The sequence below is a fragment of the Pseudobutyrivibrio ruminis CF1b genome (genome assembly GCF_000424005.1).
Classification (GTDB): domain Bacteria; phylum Bacillota; class Clostridia; order Lachnospirales; family Lachnospiraceae; genus Pseudobutyrivibrio; species Pseudobutyrivibrio ruminis_C.
Window position 1 is genome coordinate 210098 of the sequence record NZ_AUJB01000009.1, and the last position, 19564, is coordinate 229661.

Annotated in this window: 16 protein-coding genes; 15 read left to right on the forward strand and 1 reads right to left on the reverse strand. The window is 43.2% G+C overall.

Annotated features, from left to right (window positions below; translation table 11 throughout):
• Nucleotides 1–53 precede the first annotated feature (53 nt).
• Entirely contained in the window at nt 54–854 is an 801-nt protein-coding gene (locus tag G592_RS0107645) for a helix-turn-helix domain-containing protein (RefSeq protein ID WP_002575858.1), read from the forward strand.
• An 80-nt stretch (nt 855–934) separates the two neighbouring features.
• Here the strand turns inward: G592_RS0107645 and G592_RS0107650 are convergent, their stop codons facing one another.
• Nucleotides 935–2155, reverse strand: a complete 1221-nt coding sequence (locus G592_RS0107650) for an MFS transporter (RefSeq protein ID WP_002584949.1) — start codon at nt 2153–2155, stop codon at nt 935–937.
• A 1189-nt stretch (nt 2156–3344) separates the two neighbouring features.
• Between G592_RS0107650 and G592_RS0107660 the strand changes: the two genes are divergently transcribed.
• The 14 genes from G592_RS0107660 to G592_RS0107730 all read left to right on the forward strand — a co-directional run bounded on the left by G592_RS0107660 (nt 3345) and on the right by G592_RS0107730 (nt 19525).
• Nucleotides 3345–4064: an ABC transporter ATP-binding protein gene (locus G592_RS0107660; RefSeq protein WP_028247309.1), complete on the forward strand. Its 720-nt coding sequence runs from the start codon at nt 3345–3347 to the stop codon at nt 4062–4064.
• Between the two features lie 10 nt (nt 4065–4074).
• Nucleotides 4075–5589 carry an ABC transporter permease gene (locus tag G592_RS17005; protein ID WP_196801826.1) on the forward strand — a complete coding sequence of 505 codons (1515 nt, stop codon included), beginning with the start codon at nt 4075–4077 and terminating at the stop codon, nt 5587–5589.
• Between the two features lie 342 nt (nt 5590–5931).
• Nucleotides 5932–6450, forward strand: coding sequence for an RNA polymerase sigma factor (locus G592_RS0107675; protein WP_028247311.1), 519 nt, complete (start codon nt 5932–5934; stop codon nt 6448–6450).
• Complete coding sequence (locus G592_RS0107680; RefSeq protein WP_028247312.1) at nt 6447–7199, forward strand: hypothetical protein; 753 nt, start codon at nt 6447–6449, stop codon at nt 7197–7199. Before G592_RS0107675 ends, G592_RS0107680 begins: the two co-directional genes overlap by 4 nt.
• Entirely contained in the window at nt 7183–8055 is an 873-nt protein-coding gene (locus G592_RS0107685; protein ID WP_028247313.1) for an ABC transporter ATP-binding protein, read from the forward strand. Before G592_RS0107680 ends, G592_RS0107685 begins: the two co-directional genes overlap by 17 nt.
• Nucleotides 8056–8057: 2 nt before the next feature.
• A complete protein-coding gene (locus tag G592_RS0107690; RefSeq protein WP_028247314.1) occupies nt 8058–9269 on the forward strand; it encodes an ABC transporter permease in 1212 nt (403 codons plus the stop codon).
• The gene (locus G592_RS0107695) at nt 9245–9991 is read left to right on the forward strand and encodes a M15 family metallopeptidase (RefSeq protein WP_278244633.1); all 747 of its coding nucleotides are present in this window, start codon (nt 9245–9247) and stop codon (nt 9989–9991) included. The genes G592_RS0107690 and G592_RS0107695 overlap by 25 nt, the downstream gene beginning before the upstream one ends.
• On the forward strand, nt 9975–10142 hold the full coding sequence (locus G592_RS17535) for a hypothetical protein (RefSeq protein ID WP_155942173.1): 168 nt from the start codon (nt 9975–9977) through the stop codon (nt 10140–10142). The genes G592_RS0107695 and G592_RS17535 overlap by 17 nt, the downstream gene beginning before the upstream one ends.
• 539 nt (nt 10143–10681) lie before the next feature.
• A complete protein-coding gene (locus tag G592_RS0107705) occupies nt 10682–10903 on the forward strand; it encodes a hypothetical protein (RefSeq protein WP_028247316.1) in 222 nt (73 codons plus the stop codon).
• A gap of 9 nt (nt 10904–10912) precedes the next feature.
• A complete protein-coding gene (locus G592_RS0107710) occupies nt 10913–11947 on the forward strand; it encodes a hypothetical protein (RefSeq protein WP_028247317.1) in 1035 nt (344 codons plus the stop codon).
• Entirely contained in the window at nt 11904–14396 is a 2493-nt protein-coding gene (locus tag G592_RS0107715) for a VirB4-like conjugal transfer ATPase, CD1110 family (protein WP_028247318.1), read from the forward strand. Before G592_RS0107710 ends, G592_RS0107715 begins: the two co-directional genes overlap by 44 nt.
• Nucleotides 14386–15624, forward strand: coding sequence for a C40 family peptidase (locus tag G592_RS17540; RefSeq protein ID WP_028247319.1), 1239 nt, complete (start codon nt 14386–14388; stop codon nt 15622–15624). The genes G592_RS0107715 and G592_RS17540 overlap by 11 nt, the downstream gene beginning before the upstream one ends.
• A 13-nt stretch (nt 15625–15637) precedes the next feature.
• Nucleotides 15638–17086, forward strand: coding sequence for a hypothetical protein (locus G592_RS0107725; protein ID WP_028247320.1), 1449 nt, complete (start codon nt 15638–15640; stop codon nt 17084–17086).
• 87 nt (nt 17087–17173) lie between these two features.
• On the forward strand, nt 17174–19525 hold the full coding sequence (locus G592_RS0107730; protein WP_028247321.1) for a VirD4-like conjugal transfer protein, CD1115 family: 2352 nt from the start codon (nt 17174–17176) through the stop codon (nt 19523–19525).
• The last annotated feature ends 39 nt before the right edge of the window (nt 19526–19564 follow it).

Sequence of the window (19564 nt, forward strand, 5' to 3'; positions counted from 1 at the left end):
ATAGTACATAGCATAACGGCTTCTCTTTCGTTGAGCTAGCAAGGAGGGTGAATATGTCTTTATCCATACAAGAGCGATTAAAAGACCTACGTGTGGAGCGTGGCTTGACGCTGGGGCAGCTTGCGGAGCAGACCGGGCTTTCCAAGTCTGCGCTGGGCAGTTACGAAACGGAAGACTTCAAGGACATCAGCCACTATGCCCTTATCCGGCTGGCGAAGTTTTACGGTGTGACCGCTGATTATCTGCTGGGGCTGTCTGAAATGAAAAATCACCCAAACGCCGATCTTGCAGACCTGCGTTTGAGTGATGAAATGATTGACCTGCTGAAAAGCGGGAGGATAGACAATACCCTGCTGTGTGAGCTGGCGGCGCACCCGGATTTCCCCCGGCTGATGGCTGACCTTGAAATCTATGTGAACGGAACGGCACTGAAACAGGCGCAGGGTGCAAACGCCATAGTGGACACGATGAGCGCAACTGTTATAAAAAAGCATAATCCTGGCATGAGTGATACGCAGTTAAGACAGCTTATCACCGCCCATATTGATGAGGACGAGTTTTGCCGCTATGTGATACAACGGGACATAAACGGGATTGCCCTTGCTCTGCGGGAAACACACAAGGACGATTTTTTCAGCGTCCCAGAGGATAACCCGCTAAAAGAAATGCTGGAAACTGCTGGTGAAATCGTCAGCCAGGACAGCGACACGGAACAAGCGTACTTGGCGTTTATCTGCAAACGGCTCAAGCTGAATTTTAGGAAGCTGTCAGTAGAAGAACGGAAGTGGCTGAAAAAGATTGCGGAAAAATCCGACTTGCTGAAGAATCCAAAACCGCAGAGAGGACGAAGATAAAAAATGCCTGAACGGCGGTTCTGGTTTTTCAGAACCACCATCCAGGCATTTTGTTTAGTAATAGAAAAAGGTGCAGTTGATTATTGCGTATTGTCAATCTCTCTCAAACCGGGTAGTAAAAATACGGCAAGCGCAACGATGATAATGCCAATTCCGCAAATGACAAACCATTTCTCAACTCCCAGCCGCTCCGCCAGAGGCCCGGAAATGACAAGGCCAAACGGCATGGCGAGGGAAGCGGCGCTTGTCAGTAGAGAAAAAACTCTCCCCAGATATTCTGGTTTGACCGTTTCTTGAAAAATCGCATTTTGCACACCGTAAAATGGAGCGGAAATTCCCATAACAGTACAGCACACAACAAAGACAAGAAATGCGTCTGGCGGCAAAAGCCCGGAGAGCATATTGCTAACGCCCATCAGGAGAACGGAAAGACCGATGGTGTACCGCCGTTTCTTAAAACCGCCCCAAATGCTCAGAATGACTCCGCCAAGCAGCATACCAACCGCAAAAGCAATTTCAGCGGCAGAGGCATGGGCCGGTGTTCCTTTGAAGTATGACATACAGATGAGAGGAAAAAGCGTACTGATTGGCATATAAAAGAACATATAAATTACACCAATCCAGAGCAGAGCAAAGAGGCCCCTGTTTTGCTTTAATACCACATACCCCTCTTTCATATCCTGTAAAAACTGTTGTCTTTTCGTTTCTGGACATAGTTCAGGCGTTGGTATGGACGAAATCGCAACAGTCACACAGGCAAGGATTGCACCCACAATATCTAACAATATAATTGCATTAAGAGGCCAAACAGCATATAAAAACGCTGCGGCAGCTGGACTGATAATCGCACTTACTGCTTGCATGGTCTGCGTGTAACCAGCGCATTTTGTAAGTTCCTCTTTTGGCACAATCATAGGTGTTGCTGCGCTGAATGCTGGAGAATGAAAAGCAGTTCCCGCACTTCGGATTAACAGGACAACCATAATAGACCATACGGGCAATTCCATGTAAAACGCCACCAGCGCCAGAATACCGCCAGCGGCGGCAATTATCAAATCCGCACCAATCATTACGCTTTTACGGCTGTGCCGGTCAACAAAAGCACCTGCAAACGGGCCTAAACAGGCTTGCGGCAAAAATCCAATCAGTGTTGCCGCCGTCAATATGATTGCAGAATTAGTTTTCGCAACCAAATAAAAGATAATGGCCATTTGCAAAATACCGCTGCTAATAAAGGATATTGCTTGTCCGGCAAGAAGTGTAAAATAAGTTTTTCTCCATGAATTGTTGTTTTGGGTCATAATGCGAACCTCCTTTTTTATTGCATTGTTCCTTTGTTTCTGCAATAAAAAGCAGGCGTTGTCCCACAGAGAGGGCAGACGCCTGCATAACAACAAAGCACGAAAAAACACCACGATACAGTTCAAAGACTGCTCGTGTCAAACCTACGTGTTCCTTTGCATACGCACGCAAAAAAAGCCCACCATCATGTGGAAAGGTACTTCTACTTTTTATTGCTTATTAGCGTACACAAATTAACACACGTAAGCCTCCTTCCAATCTCAAACTGTCGCACAGTATAACACACATCCGATAGACTTGTCAACCATTTTTAACCTTGTTTTCCATCTTGTTTTTCCATCTCTTACGGGCAGTAGCAAAGCCAGGCGAGCCAGTCAACGGTCAAGATGAACGGCGCTTTCAGCGCCGCCGTTGACAGTCTCGCCCGTCTTTGCTAATGGGTAATCAAGGCGGGAAAGCCATTTTAGGGCTTTCCCGCCCATTTCAATTTTGGGAGAAGAAAGGCCCCAAAATGAACGAGTGCGGCCAAACACTTTTAGGGATTGGCCACCTTGTCCACCCATCCAGCGGGGCGGCGGGGAACGGTCAAGGCCGGGCGTCAGCCCATTCATTTCAGCCTTGACGGTTTCCTGCCGTCCTGCTACTTTTCCCGGAGTGTGGCCACACATCTGGTCACGGTGTCCAGAGCTTTGGGACTTTTTGTCCCATAGGCCGGGGGCGGAGGACGAGGGACGGGGGCTTTCATAATACGCCCTGTCTGCTGCTGAAATCAGCCCTTTGTTTCCGGCTTACCAGCCCCAAACAAAGCCCTGCTTTCCTGCCGCGTCAAATGCCCTTGCCCTCCCCGGCGGCAACGGTATTTTCAGGGCAACGCCGACAGAGCGTATAACACACTACACTTTGCTCCGCAAAGTCGTGTGCCAAATGGGGCGCTGCCCCCTTTGGAAACCCCCGCAACAAACAGGTGCTATGCACCCAGCCGGGAGCATAGCGCCGTTTGTTGTCAGCAGCCCGTTTCACGGTCTGCGTGTAGTTCCTTGTAAACTGACCTAATAATCAGTATACACATATGGCTTTCTTAATGAAATAACCATAGCCCCTGCGTAATGTAATTGTAAGGTAGCTGTCATGTTCAGGTAATCTAACCTTGCTACGCTATTTCCACAACAAATTTTGGAGGTATTAACAATGATAAAATATGTAACCGAAACCTGCGGCCTTTGCAAATCAGGAGGAAAAGGCTACAGGGTGAAAGATGTGAATTTAGCTGTTCCAAAGGGATGTGTTTATGGTTTTCTTGGTCCGAACGGAGCCGGTAAGACTACCACAATGAAGCTGCTCCTTGGGCTTATTCAGCCTGACAGCGGAACCATAGAAGTTCTCGGACAAAAAATGTCTCCCAAAACCAGATTTGAAATTAATTCCAGAACCGGAAGTCTCATAGAAACCCCTGGATTCTATGGGCATCTCACCGGACAGGAGAATTTAGAGATAATCACAAGGTACAAAAATCTTGGAGTAGATGACATAAAAGAAGCTCTTAACACTGTACATCTTTATGACAGGAAGGATGACAAAGTAAAAAATTATTCACTTGGCATGAAACAGCGACTCGGTATTGCTATGGCGCTTATGGGAAAACCTGAGCTCATCATCCTTGACGAACCAACAAATGGTCTTGATCCTGCCGGTATCAAAGAAATTAGGAATCTGATTCAGAGCATCCCTGAGAGGTATGATTCAACAGTTATTATTTCAAGCCATCTTCTCTCCGAGGTTGAACAGATGGCAGACTACGTCGGAATTATAAACAAAGGTCAGATGCTCTATCAAGGTCGTTTATCAGAAATTGAAACCGCTGATACTTCTCTTGAAGAAGTATTTCTCGATATGACAAAAGGAGTGTAATAAAATGAGCATGGCAAAAGAACTTTTTATAGAAACCAAAAAGCACAGGCGCCGTTTTAATATATTGATATTCGCCTTGGTAATCATGGCAGAAATGCTATTCATATACGGTAATTATCATGGAAAAACTGATCCATCCGAAGGTTGGATGTTTCTTTTTTATAACATCCCAATCATGAATTGTATGTTTTTTTCGGTTGCAATTGCCGGATTTGCCTCACGATTAATGGATATAGAGCATAAGGGAGAAATGCTTAAATGCTTATACACATTTTCAACAAGCAGAAGAATCTTTTTTGCAAAATACCTTTATGGTGCAATAAGCATATTTGTCCTTGTAATAATGCAATGCGGCTCCATATTAGCATGCTGTAGGATGCTTGGTTTTGACAGCAGTTTCCCAACCAGATACCTTGTAATTCATGGTGTGACCACATTTATAATCTGCATGACGCTATTAAGTGTTCAGCTGCCTTTAGCATTCTTTTTTCGGAATCAGGCACTCAGCATCTCTATAGGGATCATGGGAAGTTTCATTAGCTTTTTCTCCTTATTCCTTCCGGAATCTTTTGTCCAAAAGCTTATCCCATGGGCTGCATTTGTTACATCAGGTTTTACCAGGCTGGACTGGAACCCCGACACAAGAGTAAGCCGGTTTTATGTTGAAAATCCGGACTGTTTTCCGGTAATCATCTGCATTTGCTGGATCATCCTTTCTACAGTTCTTACCCTTATACTGCTCGAAAAGTCCGGGGTAGAAGAGTCTGAAAAAAGGGTTTCATGCAAAAGAAATGATAAAATTATTCTGCATAGACTCCCTGTTGAGTTTCTGAAGCTGAAGGGTTCACCTGCATGGATTGCCTTCTTCATCGTTCCTTCAATATCAGCAGCGATAGGAACCATAAACTATCTTGCCAATATTAGCATATTGAAAGATGGGTGGTATTCATTGTGGACTCAGCACACATTGTTTTTATGCTACTTCTTCATGCCGGTGATCATAGGAATTTTTGCAGGATGCATCTGGAGAGTAGAACACTGCGGAACAAATATGAATCTTCTAATGACTCATCAAAAACCGGCAATCACAGTACTCGGCAAATATGCGGCAACATGCTTCATTACATCAATTTCACTTATCTGGGTTATGGCTTTGTATCTTATATCCGGCTCAATTATACACATGGATGGAAAACTGCCGTCAGGACTGCTTTTATGGTTAGTAATGGGAATTGTAGGGTCCTGGACTATATGTGCTTTTCAGGTACTTGTTTCACTTGTTATAAAAAACTTTGTCCTTCCTATAATACTGGCATTCCTCGGCGGATTTGCCGGACTTGCATGCATAGCAAAGGGTATTCCTTACCTCACCCCGTTCTCTTTATTCGATCTTGCTATGAATCAAAGAGAATTGGGTGCGGCAGATGTTAGTTTATTTGCCTTTTCATCCGTCATATTTATTACAGTTTTTATCATGGCCGCTATTTTATATTTGAGCCATGTCGATGTTAGAACTAACGAATAAATCATTAATATAAGCCTGATCAGAAGTTGCTTGAACTGACAAAGGCTATAGCGATGGCGGAGGGCTTGTTTATATGGAAGCCATAACTGTGATTACGGGAGGCGGGGGTGTTCCTGAAATGAGACGGCTGATGGAAATGCTGGTGGTCGCAGAGAGGGAGCGGAAGTTTGTGATACATTTTGGGGTGTAAAATGATGTGAGGCAAGGTGCCCGTGGTTGTCGGTGATGAGCCGGTGGCTGCGGGATTTTTATGTTTAAAAAAATTTTTTGAAAAAACTAATCAAATCAAATGTGTTTTTCGTTTTAATATATAGAGTGATCACTTAGGAGAACAAGAATTACATGAAAGACGATTTATTGATAAAGCGGATCCGCGCCGGGGATGAGGACGCTGCGGAGGAACTGGTACGAAAGTTTTATGCTCAGGTCATGAGATTCTGCAGATGGCAATGCAGTAACAATGATCTGGCTGAGGATCTGACGCAGGAAACATTTCTCAAGGTATTCAAGAGCCTTGACCAATACAGAAACAGAGGGCACTTTAAGGCATGGCTTTTCTGTGTTGCGAGAAGTGTATGTATTGATGAACTTCGGAAACGACGGATTGAATATGAACCGGACATAGATATCAGCGAAATTGGTGACGAATATGACGGTATCAGGCATGTGGAGGATGAGGATGAACTTTACAGGCTACTGTCCGGGTTGCCCGACGAACAAAAAGAAGCGATCATCCTTCATTACATGGAAGGCTTCTCTTATCGCGAGATAGGAGAAATCTTGAATATTCCGTATAGAACTGTGCAAAGCAGGGTGAATCTGGCCATAAAGACCTTGCGTCAGAAGGGAGTAAATAGATGAGAGTAGATCAAATAAAGAAATGCCTTAGTTCATACGAGGGAACAGAGAATACACAAAAGATGGAAGAGACCATTGCCGAATGCCGGAGGATTACAAGAGAAAATGCTACTGCATCAAGGCCACGAAGCAGTTTTCTGGATTTTTTATCTGAGGTTTTACGCATGAATGGGAAGATCATATTGGGCGGACAGATGGTTACATTAGTCATCATATGTTTGATCATTCAGATGGTGAGTGATTATCCAAAACTGATCCCTGTTTTTATTCCATTTTTTATCCTTGCCGCACTTCCGGTTTTGTTCCGGGCAGAGATAAACCATATGAGTGAGATAGAACTTGCGACAAGAAATTCATATGCGCAGCTGCTTCTTGCCAGACTGATAATCATTGGTGCGGCAGATATCATATGTTTTACAGTGTTGCTGGCTGTAGAAATCTGCTGTTTCCGGTCAGGGATGGGATTGTTAAACCTGATACTATATGTGTTTGTTCCTTATATGCTATGCGTAACGGCAATGTTAAGGATGATACGAAGCGGAAAGGGGAAGATTATCAGTTCAGCTATGGTGGCGCTCACAGCAAGTTTTTTATGGGGCATTACAGCGTTTGCCATACCGGGACTGTATGTGGGTTCAGCGGTAGGCGTATGGATGATCTGCTTTATTGTATTTGGAGTCTTTTTTATTCGCGAGATGGAGTATCTTATCTCGTATGTTAAGGAGGGAAAAATATATGGTTTTGTCGCTTGATCGACTGACAAAGACATTTGGGAGCAAAATCGCAGTTGACCATTTAAGTGCCACGCTACAGCCTGGAGTTTATGGGCTTTTGGGAGCCAACGGTGCAGGTAAAACGACATTGATGCGGATGATCTGCGCGATTTTAGAACCAAGCAGCGGAGAAGTGTTGCTGGATGGGCAGAATGTGTCGGATATGGGGGCTGATTATCGGGATCTTTTGGGATATTTGCCGCAGGACTTTGGATACTATCCGAGTTATACAGCGAAAGATTATCTGGAATATATTGCTGTTCTGAAGGGAATTCCAAGACATGCAGCAACAGCGAAAATAAAGGAGCTGCTGAATGTGGTGGGACTTTCTGAAGTTTCAAAGAAGAAAATCAGGACTTTTTCTGGGGGAATGAAACAGAGGCTGGGTATAGCACAGGCGCTGCTTAATGATCCGAAAATACTGATCCTTGATGAACCGACAGCAGGTTTGGATCCAAAGGAAAGGGTGAGATTCCGTAATCTCTTATCTTCACTTGCAAACGACAGGATCGTTATTCTATCCACACATATTGTCTCTGATGTTGAAGCTATCGCAGACAAAGTTTTTGTGATGAAACAGGGGAGCTTTGTTTCGCAGGGGAGCATTCGGGAGCTGGTGAAAGAGGCACAGGGACATGTATGGGAGATAGCCGTGAATCCTTCAGAAACGGGAAGATGGGAAGAGCAAATGACAGTTGCTAACTTAAGGAGAGAGGATGACAAGACAATACTCAGGATAATCAGTGAAAACTCTCCCTCTGAATCCGCAACTTGCGTCCCGGCAACACTGGAAGACCTGTATTTATACCATTTCCCGACAGAAAGGAGCGAATAAAAATGGAAATCTTCCTAGCAGAACATAAAAAACTGTGGAGCAAAAAGTATGTAAGGATTAGCGTGCTTTTATGCTTTGTATATATGATCATTTTTGCCGGAATACTTCAATTTCAGTGGTTCACCTTTGGCAGCCCTAAGGATGTTACAAGCGCGTTCGGGAACCACTTTGACGGGTATGAGGTAATACGGGAGCGACAGGAATATGCCGAGCAATTCCACGGAGTGCTGACGGATGAAACTTTATCGGATATGGTATCGGATTACCAGAGTATAGAGAAGAACGGATCATATGATGAAACCAAGAAAACGGATTGGAGCGTAAAGACATCCTGGCTGGAAACCCTATTTCCGGAACTGAAACAATCTGACACGTATTTATTAATGTTGAGTTATGTGGATCCAGAAAAACTGACGGACATATATGAGCGGCGGAATAAAGCAATTGAAGCATTCATGGATGCTTCAGGGATTGAAGGTGATGAGAAAGAATACCTGTTATCTATGAATGAAAAGGTTGAGATTCCGTTTTCATACGTCTGGACGGAAGGCTGGAGAACCGTTTTGGGGGATTCGCTTCCGGATTTTGGATTGATGATCGCAATCGTGCTAGTCGTCTGTCTGGCGCCGATGTTTTCAGGTGAATGGCAGACCAAAACCGGAGCAATGATCCTAACGATGAAGCAGGGGTGGAGGAAAGATGCTCTTGCAAAGTTGGCTGTGGGCTTTTCTTTTACGATAGAGATATTCCTGCTCATTGCTATTCCGAATATCATTGTTCAGATGGTTTATTTGGGGGCATCTGGATGGGATACACCAATTCAGTGTATAAAGATGATCGCGATCGCACCGATGAATATGGCTCAAGCAGAGATTTATGAGTACTTGTTTGCTTTATTTGGAACGTTGGGATTTGCTGGGCTGGTAATGCTGATCTCATCACTGTCAAAAAATGATTTGCTGTCTATCGTCGGCGGATTTGCCTTGTTATTTGTACCGATGGTGATATCTGAGTATCTGCCATATACTCTGCAGCTTATAGTAAGTCTCATACCGATGGCAGGAAGTTCTGCTGACATATTCAGAATGAATACCCTGAATATATTTGGAAAAGCTGTGTGGTTGCCATATGTCGAGCTTTGGACACCATTGATTTTTATGATTGCATGTATCCCTGTCACAGTCTCTCGTTGGGCAAAGATACAAAAAAGCTGAACAGCGGCAGAAGACGTAGAAGAAGGAAAAATAGAAGGATAAGAGCAATCTGGACTGGATTGTTTGTGTTTTTATGCGTTTTTCTGGTCGCACATGTAATACATTGCTATGAAGGAGATTCTCTGGACTATGATGGAGATACTGACAGGGATGCGGTTGTTGAGACAGAGGATATTCCGTGGAATCTTATACTGGTAAACAAATGGAATCCGTTACCGGATGATTTCGACATAGAATTTACACTGTTGTCCAACGGTCAGAGGGTGGATAGCAGGATTTATCCCGATCTGCAGTCAATGTTTGACGATGCCAGGGAAGAAGATGTCTTCCCGGTTGTAAGAGAAGGCTTCAGAACCCATGAGGAACAAGTAGAGGTTTTTGAAGATAAAGTCGCTGCTTTTATGCGTGAGGGATATCGAAGAAGAAAAGCAGAGGAAATGGCCGAGCAATGGGTCGCAATTCCGGGAACCAGCGAACATGAATTAGGCCTGGCAGTAGATATCAATGCTGATAAGGAGCGATCAAGTAACGAAGAGGTTTATAATTGGCTGGCGGAAAATGCTTGGAGATATGGGTTTATCCTCAGGTATCCGCAGGGTAAAGAGGATATTACCGGGATTGATTATGAACCGTGGCATTACAGGTATGTAGGGAAGGAGGTTGCGAAAGAGATCTATGAGGAAGGGATTACGCTGGAAGAATATGTTGGGAAAAGGTATTAAGGAGGAGACCTATAAGAATCAGACGGCGGAAGAGGATGAATACTTGGCGGAGAGCTTGGCAGCGGAATTTGACCGGATTTCTTTTTCGGAAGAGGAAAAAGAGAGGATATATCTGAGAGTGAAGGGGGCGGTGGAAAGAATAAAAATATAGTTCTGTTCGAAGAATTCATAGAGATATTATAGTTGATTATTACGTTTCATAGAAACACAGGCATTGTCCGTATTTTGGATAATGCTTGTATTATTTTGATGTGAGGCAAGGTGCCCGTGATTGTCGGTGATGAGCCGATGAATGCGGGCTTTTTTGCGTCTTGGTATCGAATTTCTACCAGTCTGTTTCGTTTTGCGAACAGGAGAAATAAGTTCTGTTATTCTGTGTCAAAATAGCAGATTGGAGGATGTTTTATGGATCTTACGTTTTAAAATTTATCTAATTAGGCAGTAAAACTGGTAAGCTCCAGGAATTGAAAACCCATATGTATAGGCTCCACGGGTACTTACTTTGTTCAAGTAGGTTAAATCGGAAGATAATGTGAACCTTTGAGGGAATACACCTCGAATCATGAGAAATCATGGTTCGGGGTATTTTTTTGCAATTTTTTATCTTCCAGTTTCGGATTAGGGCTCTCGGTGTCCCACATAACTTACGAAGGGCAAGGAAGTCCTACCAAACGAAAGGAGAAAACGGATATGAGAAAGGTAGTTTCAAAGCTTGATGAGATGTTGATCGGTATGAAGGTGAGACTTGCGCAGAAGAAGCCTGCTGTAGATCAGATCATCATTATGTTCATCATCATCGCAGTAGCAGCCGGAATTGCTGGTCTTTTGTACATCTTCGGTACAAAGACTCTGCTTCCAAATTTCCAGAACAAGATCACAACCCTGATCAATCAGTGGTTTGACGGAAAGTAAGGAGGAGCTATGACAAAGAAAAAGGAACGGGTGGAGAGAAGCAGGGAGGAAAAAAAGGCGGAAAAAGAGAGAAAGCGCCTGATCAAAGAAGCAAACAGGATGCTTATCTCCGCACCGAAAAAATCTGCAAATAGCATGGGATTCCTTAGTTTTGATCCGTCCGGTGCCTTTTGCTTTGACGGCGGCAGATGGGTCAAAGTCTTTGAAGTGACAGGAAGCATTAAGGATGCAGTAAAGGCTGCACTAAAGGTAAAATCCAGAATCCGTATCACGGAAAGAATTGCCCCTGCAAAAGGAGAATCACACACAGCGAGGGCTTTTGTCTCACTTATTGCAGAGGGTGATATTTACGAGCCGGTACGGGAACAGTTTGAAGAAGATGAAGTGATATTACAGGAAATGATAGGGGTACGGTCTTTAACCGTAGACGAAGCGATAAAGGTAATTCTTATGCAGCTTGGTGGAGAAAAGAGGTCATTTTCCTATGCATCATTCGTCCGTGCAAAGCGGGATTTACTAAAGGAGATATCTCCGGAGATTGTGGAAGATAGAGATCATTTCCAGATTGAAGGTTCTTTCGGGATGAGCATGTTTTTCATGGAATACCCGGATGAGGTTTCCGGGGATACCCTGTCACTTTTAAAAGAACTTGGATGCCCGGTATTTGTGACATTTGATCTTGTTGGGATAAGTGACCTCGACAAGGAAGATTATGTAAGAACACTTGAAAAAAGATACTCACGGACTCTAAACCGTGACTCGGTACAGGAATTTTTGAATGTATCAGGACAGCTTACGTTTCTTTGTGATTCAAAGGATGCAATGGAGATCATAAAAAAGACGGTAGATACCATCTTTGCAAGAGCAGGTTTTCTGATTTCTCCGGTATTCGGAGGACAGAAAGACAGCTTTTTATCACAGATTTCACTTGGACTTTTGGATTACAAGAACCTAAGGAATGTAGGCGTAGAAACAATGAATGAGATTTTTAGGAGGGAATATGGCGGTAATCAAAACGAAGTACGAGCAGACGAAGATGTATGACACTCCTGTTTGCGCAGAAGTAAATAGCGTTCAGGATATCTTCTCTGTAGAGGCTATTGAAGAGAGCGGCATATTTACCCTGCCTGGAGGAAAGTATTCAAAGACATACATGCTAAGTGATATCAACTTTGCAGGTGTGACTGATGAGGAGCAGAAATCCATCATTGTCAGTTTTTCAAAGGTATTAAAGGGTATTCCCTGCAGGTTTTCATATAGCATTGCCAATGAACACGTGGATGAGAAGAGCTTTCACGAAAAGGTTCTTTATAAAAAACGTGGGGATGCGGATGACAGACTTAGAGACTCCTACAATCAGGTAATCAGAGAAAAGCTATCTGATGCCAAGCAGGGGCTATATCAGACTATCTATCTGACGCTTACCATTTCAGCGGATGGAGTGAAAGATGCCAAGGCAACTTTTATGTCTATAGAAGGTGCGATAAGGTCAGCGTTTATAGGACTTGGGCTTAACGGTATGCAGGGATCATCTATGAAGTCCCTTTCCATAGATGAAAGAATGCAGCTCATCTATAACTTCATGCATACAGGACTTGAAAGCGGATATAGGTTCTCCTTTCAGAAAGCGGTATCTATGGGGCAGGATTTTATCAATATCCTGTCTCCGGCCGCAATCGAGTTTGATAATGAGAGCTTTGTATTAAATGGAAGTTACGGAAAAGTGATGTATATCGAGGATTACCCAAAGGCTTTGGAATCTGACATCATAACTTCTCTTTCCAAGATCAACTGTACCAGCTATGTAACAGTCAATAATGAACTCCTTGATATTTCAGGCTTTAAGCAGGAGATTTCAAGAAAGTACATGGCAGTGGGTATGAAGATTGAGGGGGAGAAGCAAAGAAACCGTAACAATAATGACTATCTTGCGGATGCATCTCAGAAGCTTTTAAACGAGAAAGAAAAGCTTGATCAGTTTATGAAGGAACTGGATAGCTTAGATGACCACTACTTCAATACAACAATTCTTGTGTTGTTTTTAGCTGATTCAAAAGAAGAACTGGTGCAGATCGAGGATAAGCTTAAGAATATTGCTTCTCTTAAAAGCCTTACGCTTAAGAGCTGCTTTGCAATGCAAAAGGAGGCGCTTAACTCTGCACTTATATATGGAATACAGGAGTTTAAGAGAGTAGTGAATCTGTCATCAAGCTGCCTTGCGATGTTCATGCCTTTTAAGACTCAGGAGCTTAATGATGAGAACGGCGTATATTACGGCATCAACCAGCTTTCACAGAATGCAATCTTTGCAGATAAGAAGAAGCTGAAAAACCATAATGGCATGATTCTTGGACAGTCCGGCTCAGGTAAGAGCGTGTTTTCCAAGAGTGAGATGATATCGATGTATCTTAACAATCCCACAGACCAGATCTTAATTGTGGATCCGCAGTCGGAATACGGACCTGTTGTTATGAGGATGCATGGTACAGTTATCTGCTTTGACTCAAAGAAGGAGTTTTACCTTAACCCGATGGATGTGGATTTTGATGGAGTGGACTATGCCGGTCTTCGGGAGATTATTTCGGAAAAGGCAGACTTTATTTTAACGCTGATATCCTCACTTCTTAAAAGAGATATGGAAGCAGAGGAGCAGGGCGTTGTTGATAGAGTCATTGATAAGGTCTACTCGGCAAATTATAGCATGAGAAAACGCCTTAACGGGGAGACAGAAAAAGCAGCCGAATATGAAGTGCCGGAGTTTATGAAGGAAGAGATCACAGAGGTAAGTCTTTCAGAGGATTTATCCAAGGAAGAGCAGGTAAGAGCCTATTCACCGACACTGCAGGATGTATATCAGGGGCTTTTGGATGAAGGAACAGACCTTGCAGACCATTTGGCGGCAGCAATGGAGATTTTTGTAAACGGGTCACTGAATCTGTTTAACCACAGGACAAATGTAGATCTTAGTAACAGGTTGATTGCATTTGATATAGCAGGGCTCAAGGACAATCTTCGTATCACCAGCATGCTCATCATGATGGAAACATTAAGGGGCAAGATCAAGGTAAATGCCAAGGTCGGCAGGTGGACACATCTTTATATTGATGAGTTTCATGAGCTTTTGGCAGTTGACCAGGTAGCAAACTTTATTTTGAAGCTCTGGAAAGAGATTCGAAAGATGAGCGGTATCTTAAATGGCATAACTCAGAACATGTCTGATCTTTTGAATGATGAGAATGCCGGAAAGATTTCAGCGATTCTTTCAAATACGGAGTATTTTGCACTTTTATCACAGTCATCCGTGGATAAGAAAAAGCTTATGGAGTTCTTGCCGAGTATATCTCCTGCCATGTTCAATTTTGTTGACAATGCAGAGAGCGGAACAGGGCTTCTTAAGATGGGAAGCGTAACAGTTCCCTTTGATATGAGGATGAGCAAGGAATCAGAAATTTATGAAATCGTAAACACAGACGGAGGTGGCTATGGGGTTTAAAGAGGAAGGAGCACGGTTTACAAGTGATGTGAAATTCAAAGACTATGCCCTTAACTTTGCCGCAGGTGAAGCCTCCAGGTTTTCTAAAGGAGATGGGGAGGATGCATCTGCAAAAGTGGATCTTACACTAAGCGGAGTAGCCTCCCTTTCTGCAAATAAGCATAACGCAAAAGCGAAGGAAATGAAGAAGTTCCTTAAATTAAAGCAGAAGGAGGCTTTTATAGATGAGAAGAAAGCGAAAGGAACGGACGTTAATAGGAAAGAAGCCAAAGTTGAGAGCCCGCCCCAAAAGACTATCGGGGCAGAGGCATCAGCACAGACTCCTTCGAAGCCAGAGAAGGGTACAGAAAAAGCCGATGCAGGAAAGTCTGTATCGAAAGATGTTTCAAAGAAGTCAGTATCCAAGGAGAAAAGAGCGGCAGCAAATAAAACAGCCGTAGCCAAGATGCTTAGGGCAAAAGGCATGATAGGAAATGACCTCGGCTCTGATAAAGCAACAGGGGATGCACTTAAGGACGGAAATACCGGGGCAGTCAGAGTAGTGACAGAGATTCTTAATCCTGCTACGTACTTAAAGGGGCTTTTTGCCAAGATAGCAGCCCTTATTGCACCGCATGTAATGGTTGTTTTGATGTTTCTTATCGTATTTATGATCCTTGTATCTTTGGTGGTTGGCATGTTTACTTCCATAAACAGCGTAAGTACCACAGTTACAGGATTTGTATCAAGGTTTTCAGGACGAGGAAGGATTCTTTCAGAAGAAAGCCTTACAGATGAAGAAATAGACGCTATTGTGGATGATTCAGGAGCTACAGGGAGACAAGAGGAAGTTATCAGGTTTGCTCTTTCAAGAGTTGGATATCCGTATTCTCAGGCAAACAGAGCAAGCGGCTATGCATATGACTGTTCATCCCTTGCTTACTATAGCTGGCAGGCAGGCGGCGTGGACATAAGTTATGGAGGCGGATATCCTCCGACTGCTGCGGCTGAGGCAAGTAAGCTATACAGCAAAGGAGAGGTCGTAAATTCCACAAGGCTTGATGTAAGAGATATGGAGCCGGGAGATTTGATCTTTTATGGAGGACATGACAACGGAAGGTTTCTTGGCATATACCATGTGGCAGTTTATGTAGGAAACGGCGAAGTGGTGGAAGCCCTAAATGAAGACCACGGCGTTGTATATCAGACACTTAGAACAAAAAACGTGATTTTAGTATTAAGACCATAAGGAGGAATGTGAAATGGCAGATGAAATTGCTCAGGTTGTAGATCTTGAATATAAGGGGATTTATTACCTTTTGAAAGGAACAAAGGCGATGATTGCAGCTATGGTAAGCGGCGTTAAGTCCTTGCATGAGTGGAATCACCAGAAATGGCTTAATAAGCCCGGAAGCTGCTCCTGGCAGAAGATTCAGGAAGCAAGTGAAGGGATGGCTCCTATTTTGGAGTTTCCCAAGGAAATGTTCGAGCCAACAATCAATATTACAAATGATCCTGATGTAAAGGGAGAAGGCTTTATCAGCCCGTTTGAATATTATTGTCAGAAGAATAATCTCAGATACTGTATCATGCCGGATCTTAATCCAAATGATGATTACGTTCCTGTTGCCGTGCTTGCACAGGACTTCGGAATCCATGATGAACAGATCAAGTCTTACATGAGAAAGCGTGTTGCAAGTGAGGAAGCACAGGATAAGTCATATGATGAGAAAATCGCTGATGCGAAGGAAAGACTTGCAAATGCTGAGACCCAGGAAGAAAAGGACGAGATTCAGAAAGAGATTGAAGCACTTGAACAGGGTAAATCGCAGAACAGTGAGCTTTTGGCAGAGTCCAAGGAAAAGATGGATAGAAACAATGTCCTTGATTTTGCGGAGTATCTTAAGCAGGCGGAAGGCACAGAGTTTTTGGATAATCCTGAACTTGCAATGTTGCAGGCTCAGACATGTGGAGTTGTAAGAGAGTTTATGCCCGAAGATTGCATGTATCCTATCCGTGATTCAGGGCTTGTTCCAGAGTCGAAAGAGCTCTATTACAGTCAAAAGACCGGGGATGACACCCTTATCACAGTAAAGAGAAGCTTTGAAGTGGATGATAAGGGCATGGTCTTTTCTGTCTATGAAGTCTCAGACCCTGTAACGGGAGCAAAGTTCGAGCCTGTATCAGACAGAGGCCTTACGATGGAGGCATGGAATGAAAAACTGCCTGAAATCCTTAAAAATGCAGGTATGATGAAAGATCAGCCTATGACGGTTATGAGAAGTGAAGAAAACCTTCATGACTATATTCTTGGGTTTGATACAAATTTTACCAGTGCCCAGGAAGGTGGGCATGAAATTTCAGGCGAAGCACAGATCATGATCGACCAGGCAAGAAATGATGCGGCTCAGCGTGAGGCATATGCAAGAAGCTTTTATTCTACTGTCACGGTTCCATCGGAATCTATCATGCCAAGTGAAAACAGGATTTTGTCTTTAGAGCTGGATGATGGTCTTGTGGAAGGAGTGTCTCTTGTAGGCATCGATTCTGATAGTGCAAAGATTTCAATCCGCTCTGACGAGAAGTATTCCTTTATCGGCGCTGATGGAAAGGAAAAGACTCTCACTGGAGATGAAATCCTTAAGGCACTTGAAGGAAAAGCAAAGTCAGAAAGCGCTGCAAAGGCTATTACCAAGGCTGCTGCAAGATAAGGAGGGGGCTATGATCACACTAAGTATCTTGGGGTTTCTTCTTATAGCAAGTGCCATGAATCAGGCTTACGAATAGGAGGCAGGTCTATGAGCGATTTGTTTGTAAGAGAAAGACCGGTAAAAAAGCATACAAGGAGCGTTAAAGAGACGCTTATCATATATGCGATTGGTGTTTTTGTTTGTGTATATCTTGGCTTTCTTTTGGGAGCTGTGTGGATGGACGGGAATAATCTTAATGAGTTCATGAACAATTTTCAGTCCTTCATTATAGAGCAGCACCATTTTATAGTAGGAGTCACACCAGCAACACCGAAAATTGTATTGACCTTTGTGATTGGATGGTCTATGGCATTTATCATAATTTTTACGAAGATAGAGCATCCATTTGCCGGAGAAGAATTTGGTAAAGCCAAGTGGGGAGATGCCAAGGAATTTACAAAGCTCTTTGCAAACCATGATGAGAGCAACGTTGTTGATGTTGTTACGGGGGATGTTCATCTTGATCATCCCCTTCGTGTAAATACGGCAAATTACTGGATTGCAGAGGGGGTATATCTTTCGATTCATAATGAGAGGACTTCAAACTTAAATATGCTTGTAGTAGGACCTCCAGGATCCGGTAAATCATTCAGGCTTGCACGTCCGATGTTATCCCAGCTTTGCGGAAATTTTCTTGTGACAGATCCCAAAGGAGAACTTTTTAAGCAGACAGGACAATATTTTGAGGACAACGGCTATGAAGTCATGGTCATGAACGTAGAATCTGAAGATGGCATGCCTATGAGTATCCACTTTAACCCGTTTGAATACATCAGAAACGAGTCTGATATCATGAGCATTGCTGGAATCCTTATGAAAGCAACAACTCCTGCAGAGGAAAGTGGAGGAAATGATCAGTTCTTCGAGCAATCGGCAGAAGTGCTTCTTACGAGTATCATTTATCTGATTCATTACTATTATCCGAAGGAAGATCAGAACTGGAAGACCTTTGTAAAGCTTCTTGATGCGACCTGCGTATATACAAATAAGGATGGCTCCATTGATAACAGGGAAGGCGGCATTCTTGATATCGCAAAGAAAGCACAGAGTAACTGGAAAGAGGAAAGACATATGGAGTCGGACTTCCCCGGCTATGTTGCAATCGAAAAGTATTATAACGGAGCAGCAGAGACTACAAGCTCTATTGTGGCATCTTTGGATGCACATTGCAGATATATGAAGCTTGAATGTGTTATAGACCTGTTATCTGAGGATGAGATACAGATTGCAAAGAGTTTTGGGTATTCAAAGCCATGCAAGGAAGCATCTACAGGAAAGAGAATACTTTTTATCGTAACAAGTGAAGATAAGAGGTATTATGACTGGATCCCTTCAATGGTATATTCGTTATTCTTTGATGAACTTTACCATCTGACAGCCATTGATCCAAGCCTCCATGAAACATTGCCTCAGCATTTGACGTTTCTTATGGATGAGTTTGCAAATGTCACATTGCCGGATTCCTTTGTAGAAAAGCTTTCCACCATGCGTAGCCGTAACATGAGTGCGGTCATTATTGTGCAGAACCTGATTCAGCTTAAGAGGAAGTTCCCAAAGTTTGATATGGATAAAGACCTTATCGGTAACTGTTCCATCATAGATATACTTGGAGCTCCGGATATGGATTCATGTGAATATCTATCAAAACACTTTGGTACGCAGACCATTCATAAGGCAAGTGAGTCTGATGCTAAGGATTATAAGGGGCAGAGTTCCAGATCAGAGGATGTCATGCAAAAGAGTCTTTTATCAGCAGAAGATATCTTTGCTATGAAGAAAGACGGGGAGTGTGCCATTGTAGTAAAGGGCGCCGATCCCTTATATCAGACCAAGTGCCGTATGGAGAGAACGGATTTTGTAAAGCTTCTATGCCGAAAGCACAATCCATATGATCCCAAGAAGCGTCAGGAGATCAGAAAAGAGAAGCGGGCAGACTTATCACCGGTATTCTTTTCAGGAGAAAGAGCAAAGGCGGAGGCTAAGAAGTTACTGGCCCAGGGAGAAGAGATTATCCACATCACAGTAGATGAGGCAATCGCGTATCATCAGGCTATTAATATGCAGGTAAAGCCTGAAAACATTGTGCTTTCTGCAAATGAAAGAAAGATGCTTCAAAAGAATGCGGAAAAGTATCACGAGAAACATGCCATGATGAAAAAAATCACCTTGGATGAGTTTCGGAAAAACGCTGACGGAAGTGATTGTGAAGAGTCCGTATATCGTGAACGCTGCAGAGTGGTTAGAAGTCTTATCAATGATGGCTTTTCTAACATCCATGTCCGGTTTTTAAAGCCCTTGGTTTTAGCAGGATATAGCTTTGAAGAGATTAAAGAGCTTTTCAATCAGCACTCGGATACAGAGGAAATAAGAGATTTCATCAAACAGATGGGGATTGCTTAAGGTAGTGTTGCTATTCACAGTTAAATATGGATAGAAAAT

Excerpts from the sequence above, each read along its gene's own strand:
- G592_RS0107645 (WP_002575858.1), top strand. The coding sequence starts at position 54 with ATGTCTTTATCCATACAAGAGCGATTAAAAGACCTACGTGTGGAGCGT.
- G592_RS0107650 (WP_002584949.1), bottom strand. The coding sequence starts at position 2,155 with ATGACCCAAAACAACAATTCATGGAGAAAAACTTATTTTACACTTCTT.
- G592_RS0107660 (WP_028247309.1), top strand. The coding sequence starts at position 3,345 with ATGATAAAATATGTAACCGAAACCTGCGGCCTTTGCAAATCAGGAGGA.
- G592_RS17005 (WP_196801826.1), top strand. The coding sequence starts at position 4,075 with ATGGCAAAAGAACTTTTTATAGAAACCAAAAAGCACAGGCGCCGTTTT.
- G592_RS0107675 (WP_028247311.1), top strand. The coding sequence starts at position 5,932 with ATGAAAGACGATTTATTGATAAAGCGGATCCGCGCCGGGGATGAGGAC.
- G592_RS0107680 (WP_028247312.1), top strand. The coding sequence starts at position 6,447 with ATGAGAGTAGATCAAATAAAGAAATGCCTTAGTTCATACGAGGGAACA.
- G592_RS0107685 (WP_028247313.1), top strand. The coding sequence starts at position 7,183 with ATGGTTTTGTCGCTTGATCGACTGACAAAGACATTTGGGAGCAAAATC.
- G592_RS0107690 (WP_028247314.1), top strand. The coding sequence starts at position 8,058 with ATGGAAATCTTCCTAGCAGAACATAAAAAACTGTGGAGCAAAAAGTAT.
- G592_RS0107705 (WP_028247316.1), top strand. The coding sequence starts at position 10,682 with ATGAGAAAGGTAGTTTCAAAGCTTGATGAGATGTTGATCGGTATGAAG.
- G592_RS0107710 (WP_028247317.1), top strand. The coding sequence starts at position 10,913 with ATGACAAAGAAAAAGGAACGGGTGGAGAGAAGCAGGGAGGAAAAAAAG.
- G592_RS0107715 (WP_028247318.1), top strand. The coding sequence starts at position 11,904 with ATGGCGGTAATCAAAACGAAGTACGAGCAGACGAAGATGTATGACACT.
- G592_RS17540 (WP_028247319.1), top strand. The coding sequence starts at position 14,386 with ATGGGGTTTAAAGAGGAAGGAGCACGGTTTACAAGTGATGTGAAATTC.
- G592_RS0107725 (WP_028247320.1), top strand. The coding sequence starts at position 15,638 with ATGGCAGATGAAATTGCTCAGGTTGTAGATCTTGAATATAAGGGGATT.
- G592_RS0107730 (WP_028247321.1), top strand. The coding sequence starts at position 17,174 with ATGAGCGATTTGTTTGTAAGAGAAAGACCGGTAAAAAAGCATACAAGG.